The following is a 21,814-nucleotide window of genomic DNA, read 5'->3' as shown; positions in this document are numbered from 1 at the left end:
TTGCTTCCTTTTCACTTTTCCATAAATGGAAAAGAAATTCTACATATTTCCATCTAATCAAGGAAGCGACTTTGCGGCATCCTTGCTGCAAACCACCGCATTACTGCAGGAATCGAGGAAATGAACATGAACGGAACCAGGCCGTGAAGCCGCTCAAGCCATTAAGGCCACTGAATCCACTCAAGACACTGACGATGGAATCCGCGCCGGACGGAGCCAAAGCGGGCTTGGCAATTGCACGCAAGCGGCGCGGCTTCATCTCCAACCTGATGGCAACGATGGGCAACTCGCCACCCTTGCTCAACGGCTACGTGGCGCTGACGGCGGCATGGGAAAAGGTGTCCCTCACCGCCCGCGAGCGTGAGCTGGTGTTGCTGGCCGCATCGGTGGAAAACAAATGCCTCTATTGCATCGCCGCCCACGCCACGCGCCTGGCCGACATGCGCACCGATGCCGGTCTGGTCGGCGCGGTACGCCGTCGCACACCGCTGGCGGACCCGCGGCTGGATGCATTGGTGGTGCTGACGCGCGAACTGGTCAACGGCCGCGGCTTCGTCAGCGAGCAGGCCAAGGAGCGTTTCATCGCTGCCGGTTACGACGAAATCGTCCTGATGGAAATCCTGCTCGGCGTAGCGCTCAAGACCATCAGCAATTATTTCGATCATCTCAATCCGGTGTCGATCGACGCCGCCTTTCAGGAACATGCGCATGTCGGCTGCGGCTGATGCTGAGACTGCTGCTGAGACAGATGCGCTGACTGCATTGAAGGAAATGACTATGCCTGATCACAACACAACGAACCGGAGCCGGTCATGAAAGATGCGCTTGCCACCTCCCTCGATTCCTATTCGGCAGACAACGCCCTGCACTGGAAACGCAACCTGGTCATCTGCGTGTTCGGCTCCTTCACGACGCTGGTCAGCCTGACGCTGCTGCTGCCCTTCCTGCCGGTCTACGTCGAGGAACTGGGCGTAAAAACGAACGCCGCCATCGTCGGCTGGTCCGGCGTCGCCTTCGGCGCGACCTTTCTCGGCACCGGACTGACGGCGCCGCTGTGGGGTTACCTGAGCGACCGCTACGGCCGCAAGCCCATGCTGGTGCGCGCAGCGGTCGGCATGGCCATCGTCATGCCGCTGATCGGCTGCGCCCACAACGTGTATGAGCTGACCTTGTTGCGCTTCCTCGCCGGCATCATCGGCGGCTATGCGTCGTCGTCGACGCTGCTGGTGGCGACGCAGACGCCGAAGGACAAAGCCGGCTGGGCGCTGGGCATCCTGTCGACCGGCGCGCTTGCCGGCACGCTGACCGGCCCCCTGATCGGCGGCTTGCTGCCGGGACTGATCGGCATCCGCAACACCTTCTTTGCGGGCGGCGCGATGATTGCCGTGGCGGCAATCCTGACGATGGTGTTCGTGAAGGAAAAATTCGTGCCGCGGCCGCGCTTTACCGGCACATCCGACCTGGCCGGCAACAAGAACCTGCGCCTGATCGTCGGCGCCATGTTCGCCACCGCGATGCTGGTGTTGTTCGCCAACATGTCGATTGAACCGATCATCACCGTCTATCTGCAGGACCTGCACGCCGACCGCAGCGAGGTGGTGCTCGACGCCGGCATCGTGATGGCCGCGTCGGCGCTCGGCAGCATCATCATGGCGGCGCCGCTGGGCCGGCTGGCCGACCGCATCGGCGGCTGGAAGGTGATCGTGTATTGCCTGACGGCGGCGGGCCTGCTGATGATTCCGCAAGCCTTCGTGCATTCATGGTGGCAGCTGGCGATCCTGCGCTTCTGGCTGGGTGCGGCGCTGGCCGGTTTGCTGCCGTCGATTGCCAAACAGATCCGCCAGTCGGTTCCCGAACGTTCGCTGGGCAAGGTGCTGGGGTATTCGCAATCCTCGCAATATGCCGGACAGGTGCTCGGCCCGCTCATGGGCGGCGCGATGGGCGGTATGGTCGGCATGCGCTCGGTGTTCTTTTTGACCAGCGCCATGTTACTGGTCGGCGCGGCGGCAAATCTCTGGGCATACCGAAGGATTTCAAACCATCAGGAGGAAGCATGAACAGCATCATCGCAACACGGCTGGGCCTGACGCATCCCATCATCCAGGCGCCGATGGCCGGCCTGTCGACACCGCGCATGGTCGCCGCAGCTTCCAATGCGGGCGCGCTGGGTTCGCTGGCATTGGGCGCCAGCAATGCCGCGCAGGCGAAGCAATTATTGGCGGAGACACGCCAGCTGACGGCGCGACCGTTCAGCGTCAACTTTTTCTGCCATCGGCCGGCGCAAGCGGATGCCGCGCGTGACCAGGCCTGGAGCGAACATCTGCGGCCCTACTTCGACGAATTCGGCGGCGCACTTACCGTGCCGCTGAGGGAAATTTACGAGAGCTTCGTCACCGATACCGACATGCAGCAATTGCTGCTGGCAGCGCCGCCGGCGGCGATGAGTTTTCATTTCGGCTTGCCCGATGCGGATGTGATCCGGGCATTCAAACAGGCCGGTGTGTTCCTGATGGCGACCGCCACCACGCTGGAAGAAGCGCGCACGATCAAGGCCGCGGGCCTTGACGCCATCGTCGCGCAAGGCCATGAAGCCGGCGGCCATCGCGGCGTGTTCGACAGCACCGGCGAGGACCAGCAGATCGGCACCTTCGCACTGGTGCGCACGATTGCGCGCCAGACTGCGCTGCCGGTGATTGCGGCCGGCGGCATCATGGATGGACAAGGCATCGCGGCGGCGCGCATGCTCGGCGCCGATGCGGTACAACTGGGTACGGCTTTTCTGCTGACGGAAGAATCGAGTGCCAGCGACGCCTATCGCCAAACCCTGCAGAGCGGCCGCGCCGAACGCACCAAGGTCACGCGCGCCATCTCCGGCCGCGGCGCGCGCGGCATCGCCAACCGCATCATGGATGAGATCGGCGCGCCCGGCTCGCCTTTGCCCAGCGATTATCCGATAGCCTATGACGCCGGCAAGCAATTGCACGCGCTCGCCAGCAAGCACGGCAATCATGAGTTCGCCGCCTTCTGGGCCGGTCAGGGTGTGTCGCTGATTCGCTCAGGTGGAACCGCCGAGATCATCGCGACATTGGCGGAGGAATACGCCGCGGCAATGAAAAAATAACTCAGCAAAAATCGCGGCTGTGGACGTTGATCTCGCCGAGCAGGTGCGACAGATCGACCAGCCGCTTGGCGACCAGATGCTTGACGCCGGCGTGGGTCTGCCAGATGCCGTAGACGCCCAGCAAGGAAGCGTTGAGGACTTCGTTGCGCTGCTTCTCGACCAGCGAGGGCCAGATGATGACGTTGGTTGATCCGGTCTCGTCTTCGATGGTGATGAACAGTACGCCCTTCGCGGTGCCGGGCCGCTGGCGCACGGTGACGATGCCGCAGCCGCGCGCGAACTGACCGTCCTGGAACGTCGCCATCACGTCGTGCGGCAGGAACTTCTGCTTGGTCAGGATGGTGCGCAGCAAGGCCAGCGGATGGCGGCGTAGCGTCATCCCGGCACTGCGGTAATCGGCGACGATGTCTTCGGCTTCCGACGGCGCCGGCAGGTGCAGCGCCTCTTCGCGCGACGGCGCGGTGCGCAGCAGGTCTTTGGCGGGCGCGGCGTCGAGCGCCTGCCACAAGGCTTCACGGCGATGGCCGCTGAGCGTGGCCAGCGCATTGCCGGCGGCCAGCGCCTGCAGGTCGCGCTTGTGCAGATTGGCGCGCCGCGCCAGGTCTTGCAGATCGCTGAACACACCGTCAAGACGCGCCCGCTCGATGCGCAAGGACGGCTCTTCCTTGAGGCTGCCGATCAGCGACAGGCCAAGACGCACGGCAGGCCGTTCGGCGCCGGTTTCTTCCAACGCGCTCTCCCAATTGCTGCGCGTCACATCTGCCGGCAGCACTCGTACGCCATGGCGGCGTGCATCCTGGATCAGTTGCGACGGCGAGTAAAAACCCATGGGCTGGCTGTTGAGCAGCGAGCACAGGAACGCTTCCGGCTCGTGGCATTTGATCCAGCTGCTGAAGTAAGCAAGGTTGGCGAAACTGGCGGCGTGGCTTTCAGGAAAACCGTAGTCGCCGAAGCCCTGGATCTGGCGGAAGATGGCGTCGGCAAAATCCTGCGTGTAACCGCGCTCAAGCATCCCGGCGATCAACTGCTTCTGGTATTTTTCCATGCCACCCTTGCGCTTCCACGCCGCCATCGCGCGACGCAGACCGTCGGCCTCACCGGGCGTGAAGCCGGCCGCCAGCACGGCGATCTGCATCACCTGCTCCTGGAAGATCGGTACGCCGCGTGTGCGTTCCAGCGCCTGGCGCAGGATTTCCTTGGGATAGGTTTCCGGCTCCAGGCCTTCGCGCCGCCGCAAAAAAGGATGGACCATCCCCCCCTGTATCGGCCCCGGCCGCACGATCGCCACCTGCACCACGAGGTCGTAGAAGCGGCGCGGTTTCAGGCGCGGCAGCATGCTCATCTGGGCGCGGCTTTCGATCTGGAATACGCCGATGGTGTCGGCCTGACAGATCATGTCGTAGGTGACCGGATCTTCGCGCGGAATGTCCTGCAGCTCGAACGATATGCCGCGCCGCTTGCCGACCAGTTCCAACGCGCGCCGCAAGGCCGACAGCATGCCCAGCGCCAGCACGTCGACCTTGAGCAGGCCGAGCGATTCGAGATCGTCCTTGTCCCACTGAATCACCGAACGGTCCGGCATGGCGGCGTTTTCTATCGGCACCAATCGCGACAGCTTGTCGCGCGCAATCACGAAGCCGCCGCTGTGCTGCGACAGATGGCGCGGGAAGTTGAGCAATTGCCGCGCCAGGATGGCCCATTGATGCGCGATCGGCGACTGCGGATCAAGCCCACATTCGGCGAAGCGGTCCAGCAGATTGTCGCGATGATCGAACCACTGCTGCGACTTGGCCACCTTGTCGACGATGGACTCGTCCACACCGAGCGCCTTGCCGACATCGCGCAGCACGCCGCGCGGACGGTAAGTGTGCACGGCGGCGGCGATGGCGGCGCGCATGCGGCCGTATTTGCGGTAGATGTACTGGATCACTTCTTCGCGCCGCTGATGCTCGAAGTCGACGTCGATGTCGGGCGGCTCGCCGCGCTCCTTGCTGATGAAGCGCTCGAACAGCATGGTCGAACAGGTCGGGTCGACTTCGGTTACGCCGAGGCAATAGCAGACCACCGAATTGGCCGCCGAGCCGCGGCCCTGGCGCAGGATGCCGTTGTCCTTGGCGAAACGCACGATGTCGTAGACCGTCAGGAAATACGGCTCGTAAGCCAGGTCGTTGATCAGCGTCAGCTCGTGCTCAAGTTGGGTGGACACCGACTCCGGGATGCCCGTGGGATAGCGCAGGTGGGCACCGAGATAAGCCTCCTGCCGCAAATAAGCGGCCGGTGTCTGGCCTTCCGGCACCAGTTCTTCGGGATATTCGTAACGCAGTTCATTGAGCTTGAAATTGCACAGGGAGGCGATGCGCAAGCTTTCTTCCAGCGCCGCCGCCGGAAAAATATTCGCCAGCCGCAGCCGTGAGCGCAGGTGCTGTTCGGCGTTCGGCGCGAGGTCATAGCCGCAGTCGCCGACCGACTTGCCGAGCCGGATCGCGGTCAGCGTGTCCTGCAAGGGCTTGCGTGAACGCACGTGCATGTTGACCTGGCCGAGCGCGACCACCGGCAATCGACTGAACTCGGCAGCCTCCTGGATCACGCCGCGATGCAGGTCGTCGAGCGGCCGGTACAGTTGAGTCAGGCCGAGCCAGGCACGCTGCGGAAAGGTGCGCGCCAGCCAGTCGGCCTGTTGCGCCAGCAGCGCGGCGTCAGCCGGATAATGCGGCGCCAGCACCAGCAGGCAATCGGGCAAGCCGCGCAGGTGCGCATGCGAGGCCTGCGGCGCGGAAAAATCTTCGATGCCGATGCGGTAACTACCCTTCTCGGCGCGCGTGCGGCCGAGCGTAATCAGCTCCGACAGGTTGCCGTAACCTTCGCGGTTCTGCGCCAGCGCGATCAGCGTAAGCGGCGGCTGCCCTGCTTTCCATTCGATGCGAAAACAGGAGCCGATGATCAGCTTCATGCCGGCATTTTTACTTTCCACATGCGCGCGCACTACGCCGGCCAGCGAACATTCGTCAGTCACGGCCAGCGCGGTGTAGCCGAGCTGCACTGCGCGCGCGGCGAGTTCTTCGGCGTGCGAGGCACCTTCGAGGAAGGTGAAGTTGGACAGGCAGAACAGTTCGGCGTAGTCGGGGATTTTCGTCGCTATCGCTGGTATTTCAGACATGGCGCACTCCCTCAGCCGAACACGCCGTGCAGATACCAATGCGGTTCGACACCGTCGACATCGCCGATGCGCTCGCGATAAATCCAGTAATGGCAATGATCAGCGCCTGCCGCAATGAAGTAGTCGCGGGTGACCAGCAGCCCATTCCACCAGCCGGCTTCGATGCGTTCGGGCGGCGACACCGGATGCAGGCGCGAGCCGTAATACGGCCGGTGCCGGCGCATGACCAGCGCCACCGGTTTTTCCAGCAGCCAGCCCGGACGCGGCGGCAACGGCCGTGCATCGAGCGGTGCCGCCGGCTCCATCACGGACACCCAGCGATTGGCCTGCTCCGGCCGGTAGTCGGCCAGCGGCGACGGCTGCAACACCTGTTCGGCGCCCAGCCGCGCCACCAGCAATTCGACCAGGCGCTTGTAGTCTTCCGGTGTGCCGCCCGGCTCGGGAAACAGGCTCTCGCTGGCCGGCGCCATGGCTTCGGTGCGCGCCGCTTCCAGCACCACGGCGATGACGGGAGCGCTGATTTCGAGTTGCGCCAGCCGCTCTTTCAGCAGGCGGATCAGGTGTGCGTCCTGCCAGGTAGGCTCGGCCAGCGCAAGTTCGATCACGGTCGGCGCGACGGCCTGGCGGCCGCGTTCGTGCTCCAGCTGCACGCACACTTGGGTGACCGCCAGCTGGCGCGCCGTGAGCCAGCCGCACAGTTGCGCCAGCAAGGCTTGCACGGTGTGCTGCGCGGCCTCGGCATGTTCGATGCGCTCGGTCAGTTCGATGCGCTGGCGAAAGCTCGGCGGCGTCTCTATCCAGGCATGCAGTTCCGTCGCTTCGCCGTAGGCGCAATCGAGCGCATCCAGCATGCGGGTGTCGCCGCGCCGCTGCAGACCGGCGCGCGGCAGACGACGCAGGTCGGCAAGGTTGCGACAGCCGATTCCCTTGAGCCAGTCGAGATAAGGCAGCGCGGCCGGCAAGGCGCTCACCGGCAAGCGATCGAGGCAGCGCTGCAGGCGCGGCGAACTCAGCGTGCGCGAATGATGATGACCGGGCAAATGACGATGACGCGCCAGCAAGGCGGCGCCGGCTGCGGTCGGGGCGCAGCTGACGGCGGCGGTCAGGCCGAGCTGGCGCACGGTGCCGTGCACGCGCCGGCACAAGGCGCCGATGCCGCCGAACAAACGCAGGCTGGCGCCGATGTCGAGCACGATGGTGGCGTCGTCGCTGAAGGCGGCTTGCGGCGTGTATTGCAGCAGCGCGGTGGCGGCGCCGGACAGCGTCTGCGCTTCGCGCTCGATGGCGCGCTCGTGCATGTGGGCGCGCGGCAGCAAGGCCAGCACACCGCCGCGGCGCATGCCGTAACGCACGCCGGCCTCGCAGGCCGGCTGTGACGCCGCCATGACGCGGGTGTGCTCCAGCACGACCGCGTCAGCCTCATCCGACCAGTTCGGATAAAACACTTCCAGCGGCAACAGGGGCAGGTGTACGGCGATCCACAGACGCATGATGCAAAAGATTCAGAGAAGGCAGTGAAACAAACAAGGGGGTGTCGCGTTGCGGACCGCGCCGCTTGACGAAGCCGATATCGACGCCGCCCGCGGCGGCCGTCAGCGACAGCCGCAACGGCGCCGGCGAGGCATCCTGGGCGCAACTGAGCGGCCGCAGCATGACGAACAAGGTATTGCCGCCCTGCGCCGCCAGATGCAACCGGCGCACGCTCTCCTTGCGCAGATGGCGCTGCCAGAACAGCAGCACCGCGCAACTGTCCGACTTCAGGATCTGCTCGGCCGCCCAGGCGGCGTCGGCGCTGGTGGCGGCGCGCACCGACAGCAGGCGCGCGGCGTCAACGCCGAGCTGGCGCCAGCCGATCGCTTGCGGTGCATGCGGCGTCTGCACCAGCGCAATACGGCGCGGCGCCAGCGCTTTCAGGGCCGGACCGAGCAGGCGCAACTCGCCTGCTCCCGGCTGGCGCAACAGCAAGTCGATCAGCGCCCCGGTCGGCCAGCCGCGCCCCGGCAACTCCGCCGACAAACCGGCAAAGCCGGTATCAACGCAGCGCACGCTACCCCGCGCCAACTGCGATGCGCGCCAGAGGGAGCTGTGGATGCTTTGGGGACTAGCAATAATGTCAAGAAATGGCGAAGGCATAAGGCATTGAATACTGTGTTTATATACAGTATATTGCCAGCTTCGCTTAGTCAACCTGAGATGCGCGATTCGTCAAAATCGGCGTTGTCGGAAAGAAACCATGCCAACTTCACGGAGCAATCCAGGCGCCGCGCCAGTCATCGCCCTTGCGGAGAAACACCGCGCGCTGGTGCCCTTCACGCGAGATGTCGAGATACTCGAGCTTGTCCAGCACGACGCGGATTACGCAGAAGTTCGCATAGCCGTCCTCACTGCTCGGTTCCTGAACATGACCGGCTTCGGGCGCATCAAGCGGCGTCCCCGGCGCAAACGGCGTGCGGTACAGGATCAGCGTATGCGGCCGCGCGGCATTCCAGACGGCGCGCCGTTCGGCCTCGTCGGCGCAGATCTGTGCGCGGCCTTCGAGGCGGATCTGCACGAAGTTGTCGAGATCGAGTCCGGTCATGGCGATGCGCGGATCGGCGCGCAACTCGGCGACCTTGGCCGAACGCATGTCAGTGTGGAAGGAGACCGTGCCGCCCTGTTGGTCCGCATCGCGCAAGACCACGGTGCGCACCTGCGGCATGCCGGCAGCCGCGCCGATGCCATTGGTGGCGGCTTGCCACATCGTCAACGGCGTGCGTTGCGGACCGGCGCCTGCGGCGAGCGCTTTCCAGATGTTAGTGCGGATGTCATCCAGGGATTTCATGCGGATTCCTGCTTTCAGACAATGTCAAAACAATGAAGGGAGCATTTTACGTCGCAATATTTCGGAATATTTTTCAATATTTATCACCTCAGCTACAATATTTTCCCTCATGATCCGTCTTCATCCTGCCCATCGATCCCCGACTCCGGCTTCGGCCCGGGTTCCGGCCCCGCGCTCCCACCGCGGCTGCCGTAGACTTGCCGATTGAACGTCGCTCCCGCTCCGGTCGACCGGCACACATAAATACGGCGAGCGCATGCACGCCCGCTCCACCAAGAAAGAAAAGAACATGACTTCTGCAACCCCCGCAACTCCTGCCGTTCCTTTACAGTTTTCCCCTTACCAAAAGTTCGTCGTCGGCGTGCTGGCCTTCCTGCAATTTGCCGTGATCCTCGACTTCATGCTGATGTCGCCGCTGGGTGCGCTGATCATGCCGGCCATGCAGATCACGCCGCAGCAGTTCGGCCTGGTGGTGTCGGCCTACGCCTTCAGCGCCGGCGCATCCGGGCTGCTGACGGCCGGCTTCGCTGACCGCTTCGATCGCAAGAAACTGCTGCTGTTTTTCTATACCGGCTTCATCATCGGGACGCTGTGGTGCGGCCTGGCGCAGACCTTTGAAAGCCTGCTGATCGCGCGCATCGTCACCGGCCTGTTCGGCGGCGTGATCGGCTCCATCGTGCTGGCGATCTCGACCGACCTGTTCCCGCTGCAAATGCGCGGCCGCGTGATGGGCATGATCCAGACCGCGTTCGCGGCAAGCCAGGTGCTCGGCATCCCGATCGGCCTGTACCTGTCGAGCCGCTGGGACTGGCATATTCCCTTCATCGCCATGGCCGGCATGGGCCTGGTCGGCGGCGTGATCGTGTTCTGGAAACTGCAGCCGGTCACCGAGCATCTCAAGCTCAAGCAGGAACACACCGCGTGGATGCATCTGTTCCACACCGTGACCGAACCGCGCTACCTGATCGCCTTTGCGACCACGGCTTTGCTGATGACCGGCGGCTTCATGCTGATGCCGTTCAGCAGCGCCTACCTGGTGGCCAACCTCGGCATCGACATCGAGCACCTGCCGACCGTGTACCTGATCACCGGCCTGTGCACCATCGTGTTCGGCCCGCTGATCGGCCGCGCCGCCGACCGCATCGGCAAGTTCCGCGTGTTCCTGTTCGGCAGCTGCCTGTCGATGATCATGGTGCTGGTCTACACCCACCTCGGCCGCATCACCATGCCGGTGATCATCGTAGTCAACGTGATCCTGTTCCTGGGGATTTTCTCGCGCATGATTCCGTTCCAGGCGCTGGTGTCGTCGGTGCCGGCGCAAAACCAACGCGGCTCCTTCAACGCCATCAGCGCGTCGATCCAGCAATTGTCCGGCGGCGTCGCCTCGGTCATCGCCGGCCACATCGTCTCGTTCGGCGTGGACGGCAAGCTGCAGCATTTCGATACCGTGGGCTACATCATCGTCGGCACATCGCTGGTGGCGTTGACGCTGGTATGGCGACTTAACCGCAACATCATGAACCGGGCGGCGGCAACGGCAGCGACGGCTGCATAGCGTCAATGGCCTTAATGGCATCAATGGCGGCGCAGATAAAACGACAGACGCAAATCGCATGCGCTACCATTGACGCCACGTTCCTTTCCGTACAAGCACACGTCCACGCATGACATCGAAAGCCTCGCCACCACCTGCCGACGCGCCGCCCCGGCGCCCCGCCCTGCGGCTGGCCGAGGCCGTCTATGAAAAGCTGCGCGACGACATCTTCGCGTTCCGCCTGCTGCCGGGCGACCGCTTCGCCGAGAACGACGTCGCCGAACGCCTGCAGGTGTCGCGCACACCGGTGCGCGAAGCGCTGATGCGGCTGCAGAGCGAAGGCCTGGTGCGCGGCTACTTCCGCAACGGCTGGGAAGTGGTGCCGATCGATTTCTCGCGCTTCGCCGCGCTGTACGACTTGCGCGAAATGATCGAGCTGCATGCGGTGCGGCGCATCTGCGCTGCCTCGGCCGCTTCCAATCCAGCGCGCGCGGCCTTGCTGGAAGAAGCCGGCACAGTCTGGCGTGTGACCCCGGCCGAACGCCTGAGCGACGGCCTCGCGGTGGCGGCGCTCGACGAACGCTTCCACCTGGCGCTGGTGGCCGCCGCCGGCAATCCGGAAACCGACGCCGTCTATCGCCAGGTCACCGACCACATCCGCATCATGCGCCGCCTCGACTTCGCCTATGGCGACTGCATCGGCGACACCTACGACGAACACATCGCCATCCTCGACGCCATTGCCGCCGGCGACGCCGCACATGCGGGTGCACTGGCCGAACGGCACATCCAGGACAGCCACGCCGTCGTCCAGCAAATCACCATCGACCGGCTCGAACAGGTCCGCACCGAGATGGCCCAACACCCCTCACCGGCACCCGCACGGCGCAAACGCTTCGGCTGAAGCACGCATTTAGTGCAGCTTACTGGGTGCTGAAAGTCCCGCCCAGCAGGCACTTCCGGTCGATCATCTGCCACTTTCATCCTGACACTGCCGGTTTTCTCCGGCATGCGCAGCGCTCTTTCATCACCCTGGAGCAATGCATGCCCAATGGCACGTTTCCTGCATTCGTTTTGCCTCTGAAATTTATGCATACATAAATTGACAACGGCCTGCAAAGCGCCATTCCCCGCTATTCCCCTGCGGCTCCCACTTATTCCAGGAGAAAAACATGACCACCCTGACCAACACCTCAGCGCCCCTCGGCGCCACAGGATTGCTGCAGAATCGCTGGTTCCAGTTGCTGATCAGCCTGATTTGCATGATGGCGATTTCCAGCCCGCAGTACGTCTGGACGCTCTTCACCAAACCGCTCTCGGCCAAGCTCGGCGTGCCGTTGTCGGAGCTGCAGATCACCTTCTCGATGCTGATCGTCTTGCAGACCTTCTTCTCACCGTTCCAGGGCGGCCTGATCGAACGCTTCGGTGCGCGCCGCCTGATCTCGATCGGTACGCTGATGTCGGGCCTGAGCTGGGTGCTGGCGTCGCAGGCGTCGAGCATCGGCATGCTGTACCTGAGCTACGGCCTGGTCGGCGGACTCGGCACCGGCATCGTGTATGTCGGCGTGGTCGGCCAGATGGTGCGCTGGTTCCCTGATCGCCGCGGCTTTGCGGTCGGCATGGTGGCCGCCGGTTACGGCATGGGCGCGATCCTGACCACCTTCCCGATCTCGTCGGCGCTGGCCGGCCAGGGCCTGGAAAGCACGCTGTGGCAGTTCGGCATCATCTTCGCCGTGATCGGCGTGATCGCCTCGCAAGCGCTGCGCTCGCCCGACCCGCTGACGGCACTGCCGGCAACGCGCGTCGCGCAATCCACCGGCAACGACCTGACGCCACGCCAGATGCTGCGTACGCCGCTGTTCTGGCTGATGTTCTGCATGATGACCATGATGTCGACGTCCGGCCTGATGGTAACCTCGCAAATGGCCAGCTTCGCGCGCGACTTCGGCATCACCAGCGTAATGGTGTTCGGCCTCGCCGCGCTGCCGCTGGCGCTGACCATCGACCGTCTGACCAATGGTTTGACACGCCCTTTCTTCGGCTGGGTGTCGGATCATTTCGGCCGCGAAAACACCATGTTCTTCGCCTTCGCACTGGAAGGCGTCGCCATGGCGCTGTGGCTCATGACGCGTGATAACGCGGTCTTGTTCGTGCTGTTGTCGGGCGTGGTGTTCTTCGGCTGGGGCGAGATCTTTTCACTGTTCCCGTCGACGCTGACCGACACCTTCGGCACGCGCAACGCGACGGCCAACTATGGCTGGCTGTATATCTCGCAGGGGATAGGATCGATTCTCGGCGGACCGCTGGCGGCGCTGATGCATGAGAAGACTGGTAGCTGGCACCCGGTGTTCGGGACGGCTATCACGTTGGATATTTTGGCTGCGGTGTTGGCGTTGCTGGTGTTGAAGCCTTGGCGGAAGCGGTATTTGAAGCAAGCAAAATGACAATCCTTGTTTAGCCTCGTGTCGTCATTAGATCAGGCATCTTACTTCTATCGGATTCCCCAAAGATGCCTGACTAATTGATACTCAACTATTTCCCTAAATAAGTTGGACTTCCACCTAACCGCTCAAGTTCGGCAACCCCGGGATTGCTGAGCCAAGTCATAAAATCGGCTACTGGTAATGTGCCTCCATGTACACGCAGAAGCCCCTCCATGAACACGCTATGTTCGACCAACGTAATATCCCTTGATGCTGCAGCTTTTTTCTTAGACGTTTCATCGAACATTGGCTTACCCAGCGTTACACGCCGCATAAGAGGGTCAAAATCTGCTGCCTTTTGAACGACCGCCCAAGCCTCTTCCTTCTTGATTAGAGCCGGTGATTTTGTGCAGGTTTTGCATTCAAGAAGAATCTTCTGAGAGCCCAGTTCGATTAGCAAGTCTGGGACATTGGGTCGGGTACCATCATCCAGCAAAGTTACAACCCAAGCAGCTTCGACTTTCATTAGCGCGGCAATAGCTTCTTCGTAAAGAGTTCCCAAAGCATCATCACATGCTTTGATATGGTGTTGGATACCCAACTCCTGTCCCGTTTTTTGATGCGCAGCAGAGAGTCGGCTTACCCCTAATCCCACAGTACTTGAGACTGCATCTATCAACGCTTGAGCTCTCGGTTCGCTTCGCAATAACTGCACTAACTTATCTTTCGCAGTTTCCAGGATGTCATGGAGCGTCTCAATCCCCTGCGCGATAAGACCCATTGCTCGCTGTCGGCCAAAACCCGGTACACCATGTCGTTCCGCGACTCGTAGCACATCCAACGCTTCGGTGGGCGCCCCCCAGCGAACACGCCGCGCCAACATAGCAATTTGATTGCTGACCGATTGTGGGCAAGCGAGCTCGGGTGTCGTGGAAAGTTTATGTAATCCATCAAGCACCCACGCTACATCTAACGCTAGGCGATGGATCATTCCTGCTGGCACGTGCGTTATGTACGATATCTTCCGATCCGCCAAACCATCTGCATAAAGTGTGATCGCATGAGCGCAATGCGCTAGCTTAAGGTCATTGCGATCAAGAGTCACCGGTAAAGACTTGGTCCCCCAGAACGTAATAGATTCATATGTATTTTTTGACGGGAAGGGAAAAAATCGAGATGGACGTTCAGCTCTAAACTCATCACTGGCACACGCCGCATAAATCAATCCTGGAATCCATTCTTCGAAGTTCAATGCCAATTTTGGTCCTATGACGCGTAACATCGCTGCAAATTGGACGGCTGTGGCAGGTAGCAGTCCCGACATTGCAGCAGCACTTCCCAGTGGCGTAATGAATAGAGCTTCCACTTGCTCTCGGATTAATGCGTTAGCGTTAAGCCAGTCAATGGCTGCACGGCTCTCTATTGTCAGAGTAGTCAATTTAGCCGGATTGCGATTTAGCGTTTGATACCAGTAAAGAGTGTTCTCAAAAAACTTCATCACCTCAGCAAAACTACTGGCCAGTCCTGAAGCTATCAACGTCAAAATAGACTTACGCAAACTAAGATTAACCAATTGAGAATTAAGGCGATCATTGCTTGATTGAACCAACATATTGGCATGAGTAAGTTCAACGCCATTTTGCGGTAACAACACAGCAAATCCGTCTTGGTGCATTCCCAACCTGCCGGCCCGTCCTGACATGTTGCGATAATCAGATCTGACAATATGGCTTCCTGCCCTGTCACCGAAACGATAGGTCAATTTGGAAAAGACAATTGTCCGAAATGGGAAATTAACTCCTGCGGCAAGAGTTGAAGTGGCAAAACAAACTTCAAACTTACCATCCAGAAAGCCGCCCTCTATGACCTGCCTTTCCTGTGGCGATAAGTCCGCTGTATGAAAGGCAATGCGGCGTTCGGCATTTTCACGGAGCTGATCGGACGCTTCTGTTGGTTCGGAAAATAAGTCCAACTGCTGCGCCAACGCAATACCTACACCAACACGAGGCCGATTTCTCCCGAACGTTGTCGCAAAGTCTTGCGCTTCACGGCGGCTTTCTGTGAATACCAAAATGGGACCACGTCCAAGTTGCAACAGATGATCGACGACTATGTTGATGTCATTCGTTCTAGCGACCCCACCTAACACATCCTGCCCATCGTCGTCACCAAATTTGGTCCTATGAGCACGCCCTCCGTACCAGATTTCTTGGTAGAGAGGCACATCACGGTGCGCACTACGAACGAGTTCGCAATTCATCCATCCTGCAATGTCTTCAGGATTTTCAACGGTCGCTGTCAGCGCCACAAATTGTTTGATGCCGCGTTGGCGTAACCCTGAGCAGAGCGCTTCAATGTCGGGCCCTCTCCCAGGCTCACTCAAAATCTGTAATTCGTCAGCTACAACTAACGCATTGTTTGGTCTAAGCTGTCCACTCAAAAACAAACCAAGTGCTTTCTCGTAAGTTGCAACCATTAACTGTGCATCCACGTAGCCCTCAGCACGATCACCGGTGTTCAATCCGACCGATGCAATCGGCTCAGAAGCAGCTTCTCCAAATCGAGCGGCGAAATCGAGATATTTCTGATCTGCAAGCGCCTTATGGGATACGAGATAGATCGCTCGAACTCCTGATCGTAGGGCGCATAAGACTGCAATTTCCCCAACTAGGGTTTTACCGGAAGATGTTGGCGCGCTAACAACCAGACTGCGACCTGCGGCAGCACCAGCAGCAATCGCCAATTGCTGGACATCAGTAAGAGAATCGATACCCCAGCTTTGCAAGCGTTGACGCAGAGATGCATCAACGCCTGGCCCCTCTAAGTCTGATATTTTCATCACTTCTCCCTTTTATTTTAGAGACAAACATTGCCCCCCTCAGCAGTACTTAAATAGGCTCAACATATGATGCATCTTTCAGACTCGTGTATCAGATACGTTTTACAGATAAATATCCTTCACCGTCATATCGTATTCAAAAACATTAGCCAAGGTGACGACCAATTGAACGTAGCCAAATTCTGACCTCATCATTAGGATCTGATTGATCTAACCGAGCAGAAGACATATTGGAAACAGCACCTCGATTCAACCGTCGTTTAGCCTGACTTTCTTTCTTTTTCTTTTTATCTTCATCTAAATCAGCCCAAGGATTCGGTGAGCTAGCCGAGTGGACAAGCTCTGCTACTAGAGTTGGCACATCATCAAATGGTTGAGTAGCGGCAAGAACGATATTAAATTCTTCATTGATAGCATCCACGTGAATTAGATTTTCCATCTCCCTCATATTCGTAGTGAAAGCTATACATAACGGCGCGCGAGCATTCACTCTATTTGCTGCATCTTCGTATTTGGGCGCGGCAGGAGGTTGATTGTCTCGATCCATGATGTGAACCTCTGGAAGCTCAAGCCCTTCTAAGCGATTGGTCCAAAGCTCAAGCGTCGATCCACCCATTGGAATATAGATCAATCGACCACTCTTCTCTTCGTTTTCTAGATTGAGAATATCATTCTCCGTCAACGACAAAATTGCGGAAATTCGATTGAGAAACTCAATGTCATTTGGCCCTTCAACGCCCACAAATACACGAACATTGTGATTAGGCAAAATCCCCAAGGTATCTCGAAGCCGAGTTGAAGCAGCGACATCGTTATCGGCAACAACTCGATTATCTTCGTCGACTCTCTCAATGAAGCGCACTTGATCACGATTGACCTTTCGCGCTAACAACGGATTGTGAGTAGTAAAGACCACTTGATTTGACAGGCTTTGTGATAGTTCCACAAGGGCTTCAAGCAGTAAAAGCTGATTGTTCGGATGCTGTGATGTCTCTGGCTCTTCAATAGCCAAAATCACTTCGGAAACTCCGCGTCCTTTAGCAAGTTGTTCGGCTTTTGCGCGAAAGAAGTTGACTAAGAAAAGACGGCGAACGCCGCTACCTCGCTTATTCAGTGGTATCTCATTGTCTCCTGTGAGAGAAACTGAAAAGACCTTGGACCAATTAAAAGAAGAGAAAATCGGATTCAATTGTCCTGCGAGTGCGGGATCCATCTCTCGCAGCTTCTCTATCGTCATTCGGGTGACCTCCTCCACTTGCTGCTGAACATACACACCAATTTGCTGAAGCTCCGCTTCGCGGCTAGCTAATGCTTCACGAATAGCAAACTTAATCGGATCCTGAGCTTCAGCATCTTGATCCGAACTGGGACGATCAGCTCGAAAAAGCTGATATAAAGGAAGCGCGTTTTGCAGAGGCTTCCAAATAGTGTCTTTAATTTGTAGACGTCTCTCATCCAAGCCAAGGGCATTGGGTTGAACCGATGACCATATTGCATGACGCATTGCGGACTTTATTGTCCGATTAACTCCTTCTAAGGGAATATTTAATTCTTGCAAACGTTGTCGGAGTTGGGCGACTGACAAACCAAATAAATCGTCCAGATTTGCTACTCCGGGGTGATGCGCGTTCACAAAGATATGTTCACATTTGGGAGTAGCTCCGGAGAAGCTTTTTATGATTTCCAACTCTCCATTCTCATTCAAAAGATATTCATTGCGCGGAGAAACAAGCGCATCTGTATCAATGAGAAGTGCCGTCGGAATGTCATCAAAAAAACATGCAATTTCGATTGGATCAACATTTCTTACTCCCGAAGATCTGTCGTCAGACTCTAATTTATCAAGATTGAAAAATGCATCTAGCGCTTCCAATACAGCGGATTTTCCGGTGTCATTCTTTGCGATAAGGCAGGTTAAATCTTCGAAAGTTAAAATAAATTCATTTCTATAGCATCGAAAATTTCGAATTTTGATTTTTTTAAGACGCATATCCCCACCCTTTTTTTGAAATTTATTCTTACGTGGAATTCATTTCCTGAGCATCAATCCATCAATCAATTGTCACTCTCATTTGTATTGAAATTGAGTATGCTTGCTGGATTTAGCTTTCTTATATGCACCAAAAGAAAAGGTGCGCCGCGGCGCACCCTAGTCAGGTCTCAGAGGTATGTCTCCTCCTTAATATACCCTGCGCCCAGCATGCTGGACGTCCGAGTATCTGGTTGCCGGCTTGGCGTTTTAATAATTAATGATGTGCGCCACCGCCGAGATATGCTGCTTGCACCGCCGGGTCGTTCTGCAGTTTGTCGGCCGGGCCGTGCACGGAAATCTTGCCGTTTTCCAGGACGTAGCCGTAGTCGGCGACGTTCAATGCTGCTGCGGCGAATTGTTCCACCAGCAGCATCGTAATCCCCTGTTCCTTCAAACGCAAGATGATGCGGAACACCTCTTCGACCAGGATGGGCGCGAGGCCCATCGAAGGTTCGTCGAGCAGGATCACTTCCGGGTTGAGCATCACCGCGCGCGCCATGGCGAGCATTTGCTGTTCGCCGCCGGACAAGGTGCCGGCCAGTTGCGTCTGGCGCTCCTTAAGGCGTGGGAACAACTCCAATGCGCGTTCCAGGTCGTGGGCGATGTCGCCCTTGGGACGCGCCCGCGTGAAGCGCGGGAACGCGCCCAGCAGCAGGTTGTCGGTGACGCTCATGGTGGCGAAGACGCGGCGGCCTTCGGGCGAGTGCGCCAGACCGGCGCGCGCGATCTTGTGCGAGTCCTGGCCGGTGACGTCTTTGCCGCCCAGGGTGACGGTGCCGCCCTTCGGTTTGATCATGCCGGAGATGGCGCGCATGGTGGTGGTCTTGCCGGCGCCGTTGGAGCCGATCAGGGTGACCACTTTGCCTTTCGGCACTTCCATCGAAATACCGTGCAGCACTTCAACCTTGCCGTAAGCGGCCTGCAAATTCGAAATCGTCAGCATCTCAAGCTCCCGCGGTGGTTGGTGTGGAATCGCCGGCGCTGCCGCCGAGATAGGCTTCGATCACCTTGGGGTTGGCCTGCACTTCGGCCGGCTTGCCTTCGGCGATCTTCTGGCCGAAGTCGAGCACGGTCACGGTGTCGCAGATCGACATGACGACGTCCATGTGATGCTCGATGAGGATGATGGTGATGCCGACATCGCGGATCTTGCGGATGATGGCGACCAGTTCCTTGATGTCGGGCGCGGTGAGGCCGGCGGCCGGTTCATCCAACAGCAGCAGGCTTGGATTGAGACCCAGGGCGCGGCCGATTTCGAGCAGGCGCTGTTTGCCGTATGGCAGGTTGCGTGCTTCTTCGTTGGCGAGATCGGCGAGGCCGACGAACTCGAGGATCGCGGCGGCGCGTTCGCGTGCGGCGCGCTCTTCGCGCAGGTAGCGCGGGCTGTGCACCATGACGTCGGCGACGTTGCTGCGGAAGGTGTGGTGCAGGCCGACCAGGACGTTCTCTGTGGCGGACATTTCGCCGAACAGCTGGACGTTCTGGAAGGTGCGCGCCACGCCGCCCAGGGCGATCAGCGACGGCGGCTGGCCGGTGATGGCGCGGCCGTCGTATTCAACGGTGCCGTCGGTCGGACGGTAGATGCCGGTGAGCACGTTCATCATGGTGCTCTTGCCGGAACCGTTGGGGCCGATCAGGCCGTGCACGGTGCCTTTGCGGACGTCGAGGTCGACCTTGTTCAGGGCTTTGAGGCCGCCGAACTGCATCAGCACCTGGTTGACCTTGAGCAGGGTTGCGCCGACTTCCTTGACGGCATCGTTGGTGATGACGGCGGCAGTCTTGTCACCGGCGATTTGCTGCGCCAGCGGCGTACGCTTGCTGAGCATGCGGCCGAACAGCGCGCGGCAGAAACCGACGATGCCGTCCTGCAGGTAATACACCACGAACAGCGTCATCAGGCCGAAGATGGTGAGACGCCAGTCGGTGATGTTTTCCAGCTTGTAGGAGAAGCCGGCCATGAGCACGGTGGCGACCACCGGCACGGCGATTTCGCGCGGGGTCTTGACCTTCTTGATGACCGAGCCGATGGCGCCCAGCACGACGATCACGGCAGCCACGGTGGCGATCTGGCGGAACAGTTCGATGTCCGACAGCAGGCTCGGCAGCATGACCACGATCAGTGCGCCGATGAGGGAACCGATGCGCGACTTGCGGCCGCCCATGATGACCGCCAGCAGGAACAGGATGGTCAGCTCGAAGTTGTAGGTATTGGGCGAGATGTACTCTTCCGAATACGCGTACAGGCAACCCGACAAACCGGCCAGCGCGGCGCTGATGACGAAGGCGTAGACCTTGTAGCGATATACCGACACGCCCATGCAGTCCGAGGCGATCGGGCTGTCGCGCAGCGCCTGGAAGGCGCGGCCGAGGTTGGAGCGTAGGATACGGTGGACCACGATCAGCGACAGCACCATGAGCACGGCGACGACGTAGAAGAACTCGACTTCATCAAGCTTGGCGCCGCCGAAACTCGGCTTCGGTACCTTGATGCCCATCGGACCTTCGGTGAGGAAAGTCATTTCATTGATGAGGATCTGGATGATGGTGCCGAAGGCCAGCGTGACCATCGCCAGGTAAGGACCGGTCACGCGCAAGGCCGGCAAGGCCAGCACGGCGCCGAATACCGCAGTGACGCCGATGCTGGCCGGCAGGATCAGCAGGAATGGCAAACCGACCTTGAAGTACAGCACGCCCGCTGTGTACGAGCCGATGCCGAACAGGCCGGCGTGGCCGAGCGAGACCTGACCGGTGTAGCCGACCACGATGTCCAGGCCGAACAGCAGGATGGCGTAGATCAGGATGGTTTCCACCAGATGCAGGTAGTAGGGATTGCGCACGAAGAGAGGCAGCACCGCGAGTGCGGCGATGCCCAGGACCGAAAGAAGGAGGATTTTCTTGTTCATGTTCATCAGACCTTTTTGATCGCAGTTTTGCCAAACAGGCCTGCAGGTTTTACCGCCAGCACGAGCAACAGCAGGAGCAGTCCGGGGACTTCCTTGTAGCCGGTGGAGATGTAGAACCCTGTGACGGTTTCGGCGATGCCGAGGATCAGACCGCCGACGATGGCACCCATGCCCGAGGTCAGACCGCCGATGATGGCCACGGCGAAGGCCTTGAGGCCAAGCGCTGCGCCCATGGTCGCACCGGTCAGTGTCAGCGGCGCCACCAGTACGCCGGCGAAGGCGGCGGTTGCCGACGACAAGGCGTAGGAGAAGGTGATCACCACGCTGGTGTTGATACCCATCAGGCCGGCGGCGTCACGGTCGTTGGAGGTGGCGACCACGGCTTTGCCGTAGATCGATTTGCGGTTGAACAGCTCGACGGCGAGCATGATGGCCAGCGCGCCGACCACGACCAGCACCTGCATCGGCTGCACATTGGCGCCGAGGATCTGGAACGGTGCGCCCGACAGCGGGCTCGGGAACGGCAAGTCGTCCTTGCCCCAGATGTTTTCCGCGACGTTCTTGAAGATGATCGCCAGCGCGATGGTCGACATGATCCAGCCGAATTCGGACTTGATCTTGATGGCCGGACGTACGCCGATCCATTCGACGAAGACGCCTTGCAGCGCGCCGAAGACCAGCACGATCGGAATCATCAGCCAATAGTTGAGATAGGGTCCACCGTGTATGTTGCCGACCACGGACAGGCCGACCAGCGAACCGAGCATCAATGCCTCGCCCTGGCCGAAGTTCAGTGTGCCGGAGGTGGCGAAGGTCAATTGATAACCGAAGGCGATCACCGCGTAGATCATGCCTAGCGCGATGCCGCTGAAAACCAGCTGTAACAGAATATCCATTATTTCTACCCAAGAAGCGGCTGCCATTGACTGGCGGGTTGAGCGTGCCGCGATTTTTTGCGCCGTATGGCGGTGAAGGATTATGCAA

15 protein-coding genes are annotated in these 21,814 nt (G+C 59.5%); 6 read left to right on the top strand and 9 right to left on the bottom strand.

The window, feature by feature from the left end:
• Positions 1-227: 227 nt before the first annotated feature.
• The 3 genes from E4P32_RS04270 to E4P32_RS04260 all read left to right on the top strand — a co-directional run bounded on the left by E4P32_RS04270 (position 228) and on the right by E4P32_RS04260 (position 3,121).
• On the top strand, positions 228-725 hold the full coding sequence (locus tag E4P32_RS04270; RefSeq protein ID WP_158559703.1) for a carboxymuconolactone decarboxylase family protein: 498 nt from the start codon (positions 228-230) through the stop codon (positions 723-725).
• Positions 726-812: 87 nt separating this feature from the next.
• Positions 813-2,057, top strand: a complete 1,245-nt coding sequence (locus E4P32_RS04265) for an MFS transporter (protein ID WP_116433113.1) — start codon at positions 813-815, stop codon at positions 2,055-2,057.
• Positions 2,054-3,121, top strand: coding sequence for a nitronate monooxygenase (locus E4P32_RS04260; RefSeq protein ID WP_116433114.1), 1,068 nt, complete (start codon positions 2,054-2,056; stop codon positions 3,119-3,121). Before E4P32_RS04265 ends, E4P32_RS04260 begins: the two co-directional genes overlap by 4 nt.
• Before the next feature lies 1 nt (position 3,122).
• On the opposite strand, the gene E4P32_RS04255 is transcribed toward E4P32_RS04260, so the two are convergent.
• The 4 genes from E4P32_RS04255 to E4P32_RS04240 all read right to left on the bottom strand — a co-directional run bounded on the left by E4P32_RS04255 (position 3,123) and on the right by E4P32_RS04240 (position 9,099).
• Positions 3,123-6,278: an error-prone DNA polymerase gene (locus E4P32_RS04255; RefSeq protein WP_116433115.1), complete on the bottom strand. Its 3,156-nt coding sequence runs from the start codon at positions 6,276-6,278 to the stop codon at positions 3,123-3,125.
• An 11-nt stretch (positions 6,279-6,289) separates the two neighbouring features.
• Positions 6,290-7,768, bottom strand: coding sequence for a DNA polymerase Y family protein (locus tag E4P32_RS04250; protein ID WP_116433116.1), 1,479 nt, complete (start codon positions 7,766-7,768; stop codon positions 6,290-6,292).
• A complete protein-coding gene (imuA, locus tag E4P32_RS04245) occupies positions 7,698-8,411 on the bottom strand; it encodes a translesion DNA synthesis-associated protein ImuA (protein WP_116433117.1) in 714 nt (237 codons plus the stop codon). Before imuA ends, E4P32_RS04250 begins: the two co-directional genes overlap by 71 nt.
• Before the next feature lie 109 nt (positions 8,412-8,520).
• On the bottom strand, positions 8,521-9,099 hold the full coding sequence (locus E4P32_RS04240; protein WP_116433118.1) for a pyridoxamine 5'-phosphate oxidase family protein: 579 nt from the start codon (positions 9,097-9,099) through the stop codon (positions 8,521-8,523).
• 289 nt (positions 9,100-9,388) lie between these two features.
• On the opposite strand from E4P32_RS04240, the gene E4P32_RS04235 reads away from it, so the two are divergent.
• From E4P32_RS04235 to oxlT, 3 genes are all read left to right on the top strand, one after another.
• The gene (locus E4P32_RS04235; protein ID WP_167735650.1) at positions 9,389-10,654 is read left to right on the top strand and encodes an MFS transporter; all 1,266 of its coding nucleotides are present in this window, start codon (positions 9,389-9,391) and stop codon (positions 10,652-10,654) included.
• A 109-nt stretch (positions 10,655-10,763) separates the two neighbouring features.
• The gene (locus E4P32_RS04230; protein WP_116433120.1) at positions 10,764-11,537 is read left to right on the top strand and encodes a GntR family transcriptional regulator; all 774 of its coding nucleotides are present in this window, start codon (positions 10,764-10,766) and stop codon (positions 11,535-11,537) included.
• Positions 11,538-11,805: 268 nt separating this feature from the next.
• A complete protein-coding gene (gene oxlT / locus E4P32_RS04225) occupies positions 11,806-13,077 on the top strand; it encodes an oxalate/formate MFS antiporter (RefSeq protein WP_116433121.1) in 1,272 nt (423 codons plus the stop codon).
• 88 nt (positions 13,078-13,165) lie between these two features.
• Here the strand turns inward: oxlT and E4P32_RS04220 are convergent, their stop codons facing one another.
• The 5 genes from E4P32_RS04220 to E4P32_RS04200 form a co-directional block, all read right to left on the bottom strand.
• Positions 13,166-15,895, bottom strand: a complete 2,730-nt coding sequence (locus E4P32_RS04220) for a DEAD/DEAH box helicase (RefSeq protein ID WP_116433122.1) — start codon at positions 15,893-15,895, stop codon at positions 13,166-13,168.
• Positions 15,896-16,040: 145 nt separating this feature from the next.
• Positions 16,041-17,885, bottom strand: coding sequence for an ATP-binding protein (locus E4P32_RS04215; protein WP_116433123.1), 1,845 nt, complete (start codon positions 17,883-17,885; stop codon positions 16,041-16,043).
• Positions 17,886-18,141: 256 nt separating this feature from the next.
• Positions 18,142-18,870, bottom strand: a complete 729-nt coding sequence (locus tag E4P32_RS04210) for an ABC transporter ATP-binding protein (RefSeq protein ID WP_053199234.1) — start codon at positions 18,868-18,870, stop codon at positions 18,142-18,144.
• A gap of 1 nt (position 18,871) precedes the next feature.
• Positions 18,872-20,830 (bottom strand): branched-chain amino acid ABC transporter ATP-binding protein/permease, encoded by a 1,959-nt coding sequence (locus E4P32_RS04205; RefSeq protein ID WP_199525576.1) that lies wholly within the window; start codon positions 20,828-20,830, stop codon positions 18,872-18,874.
• Between the two features lie 5 nt (positions 20,831-20,835).
• A complete protein-coding gene (locus tag E4P32_RS04200) occupies positions 20,836-21,726 on the bottom strand; it encodes a branched-chain amino acid ABC transporter permease (RefSeq protein ID WP_116433125.1) in 891 nt (296 codons plus the stop codon).
• Positions 21,727-21,814: the final 88 nt, after the last annotated feature.

Source organism: Herbaspirillum sp. 3R11 (assembly GCF_004563925.1).
Classification (GTDB): domain Bacteria; phylum Pseudomonadota; class Gammaproteobacteria; order Burkholderiales; family Burkholderiaceae_D; genus Herbaspirillum.
Note: the sequence above shows the minus strand (reverse complement) of the source record. Positions and strands in the feature narration are given on the sequence as shown.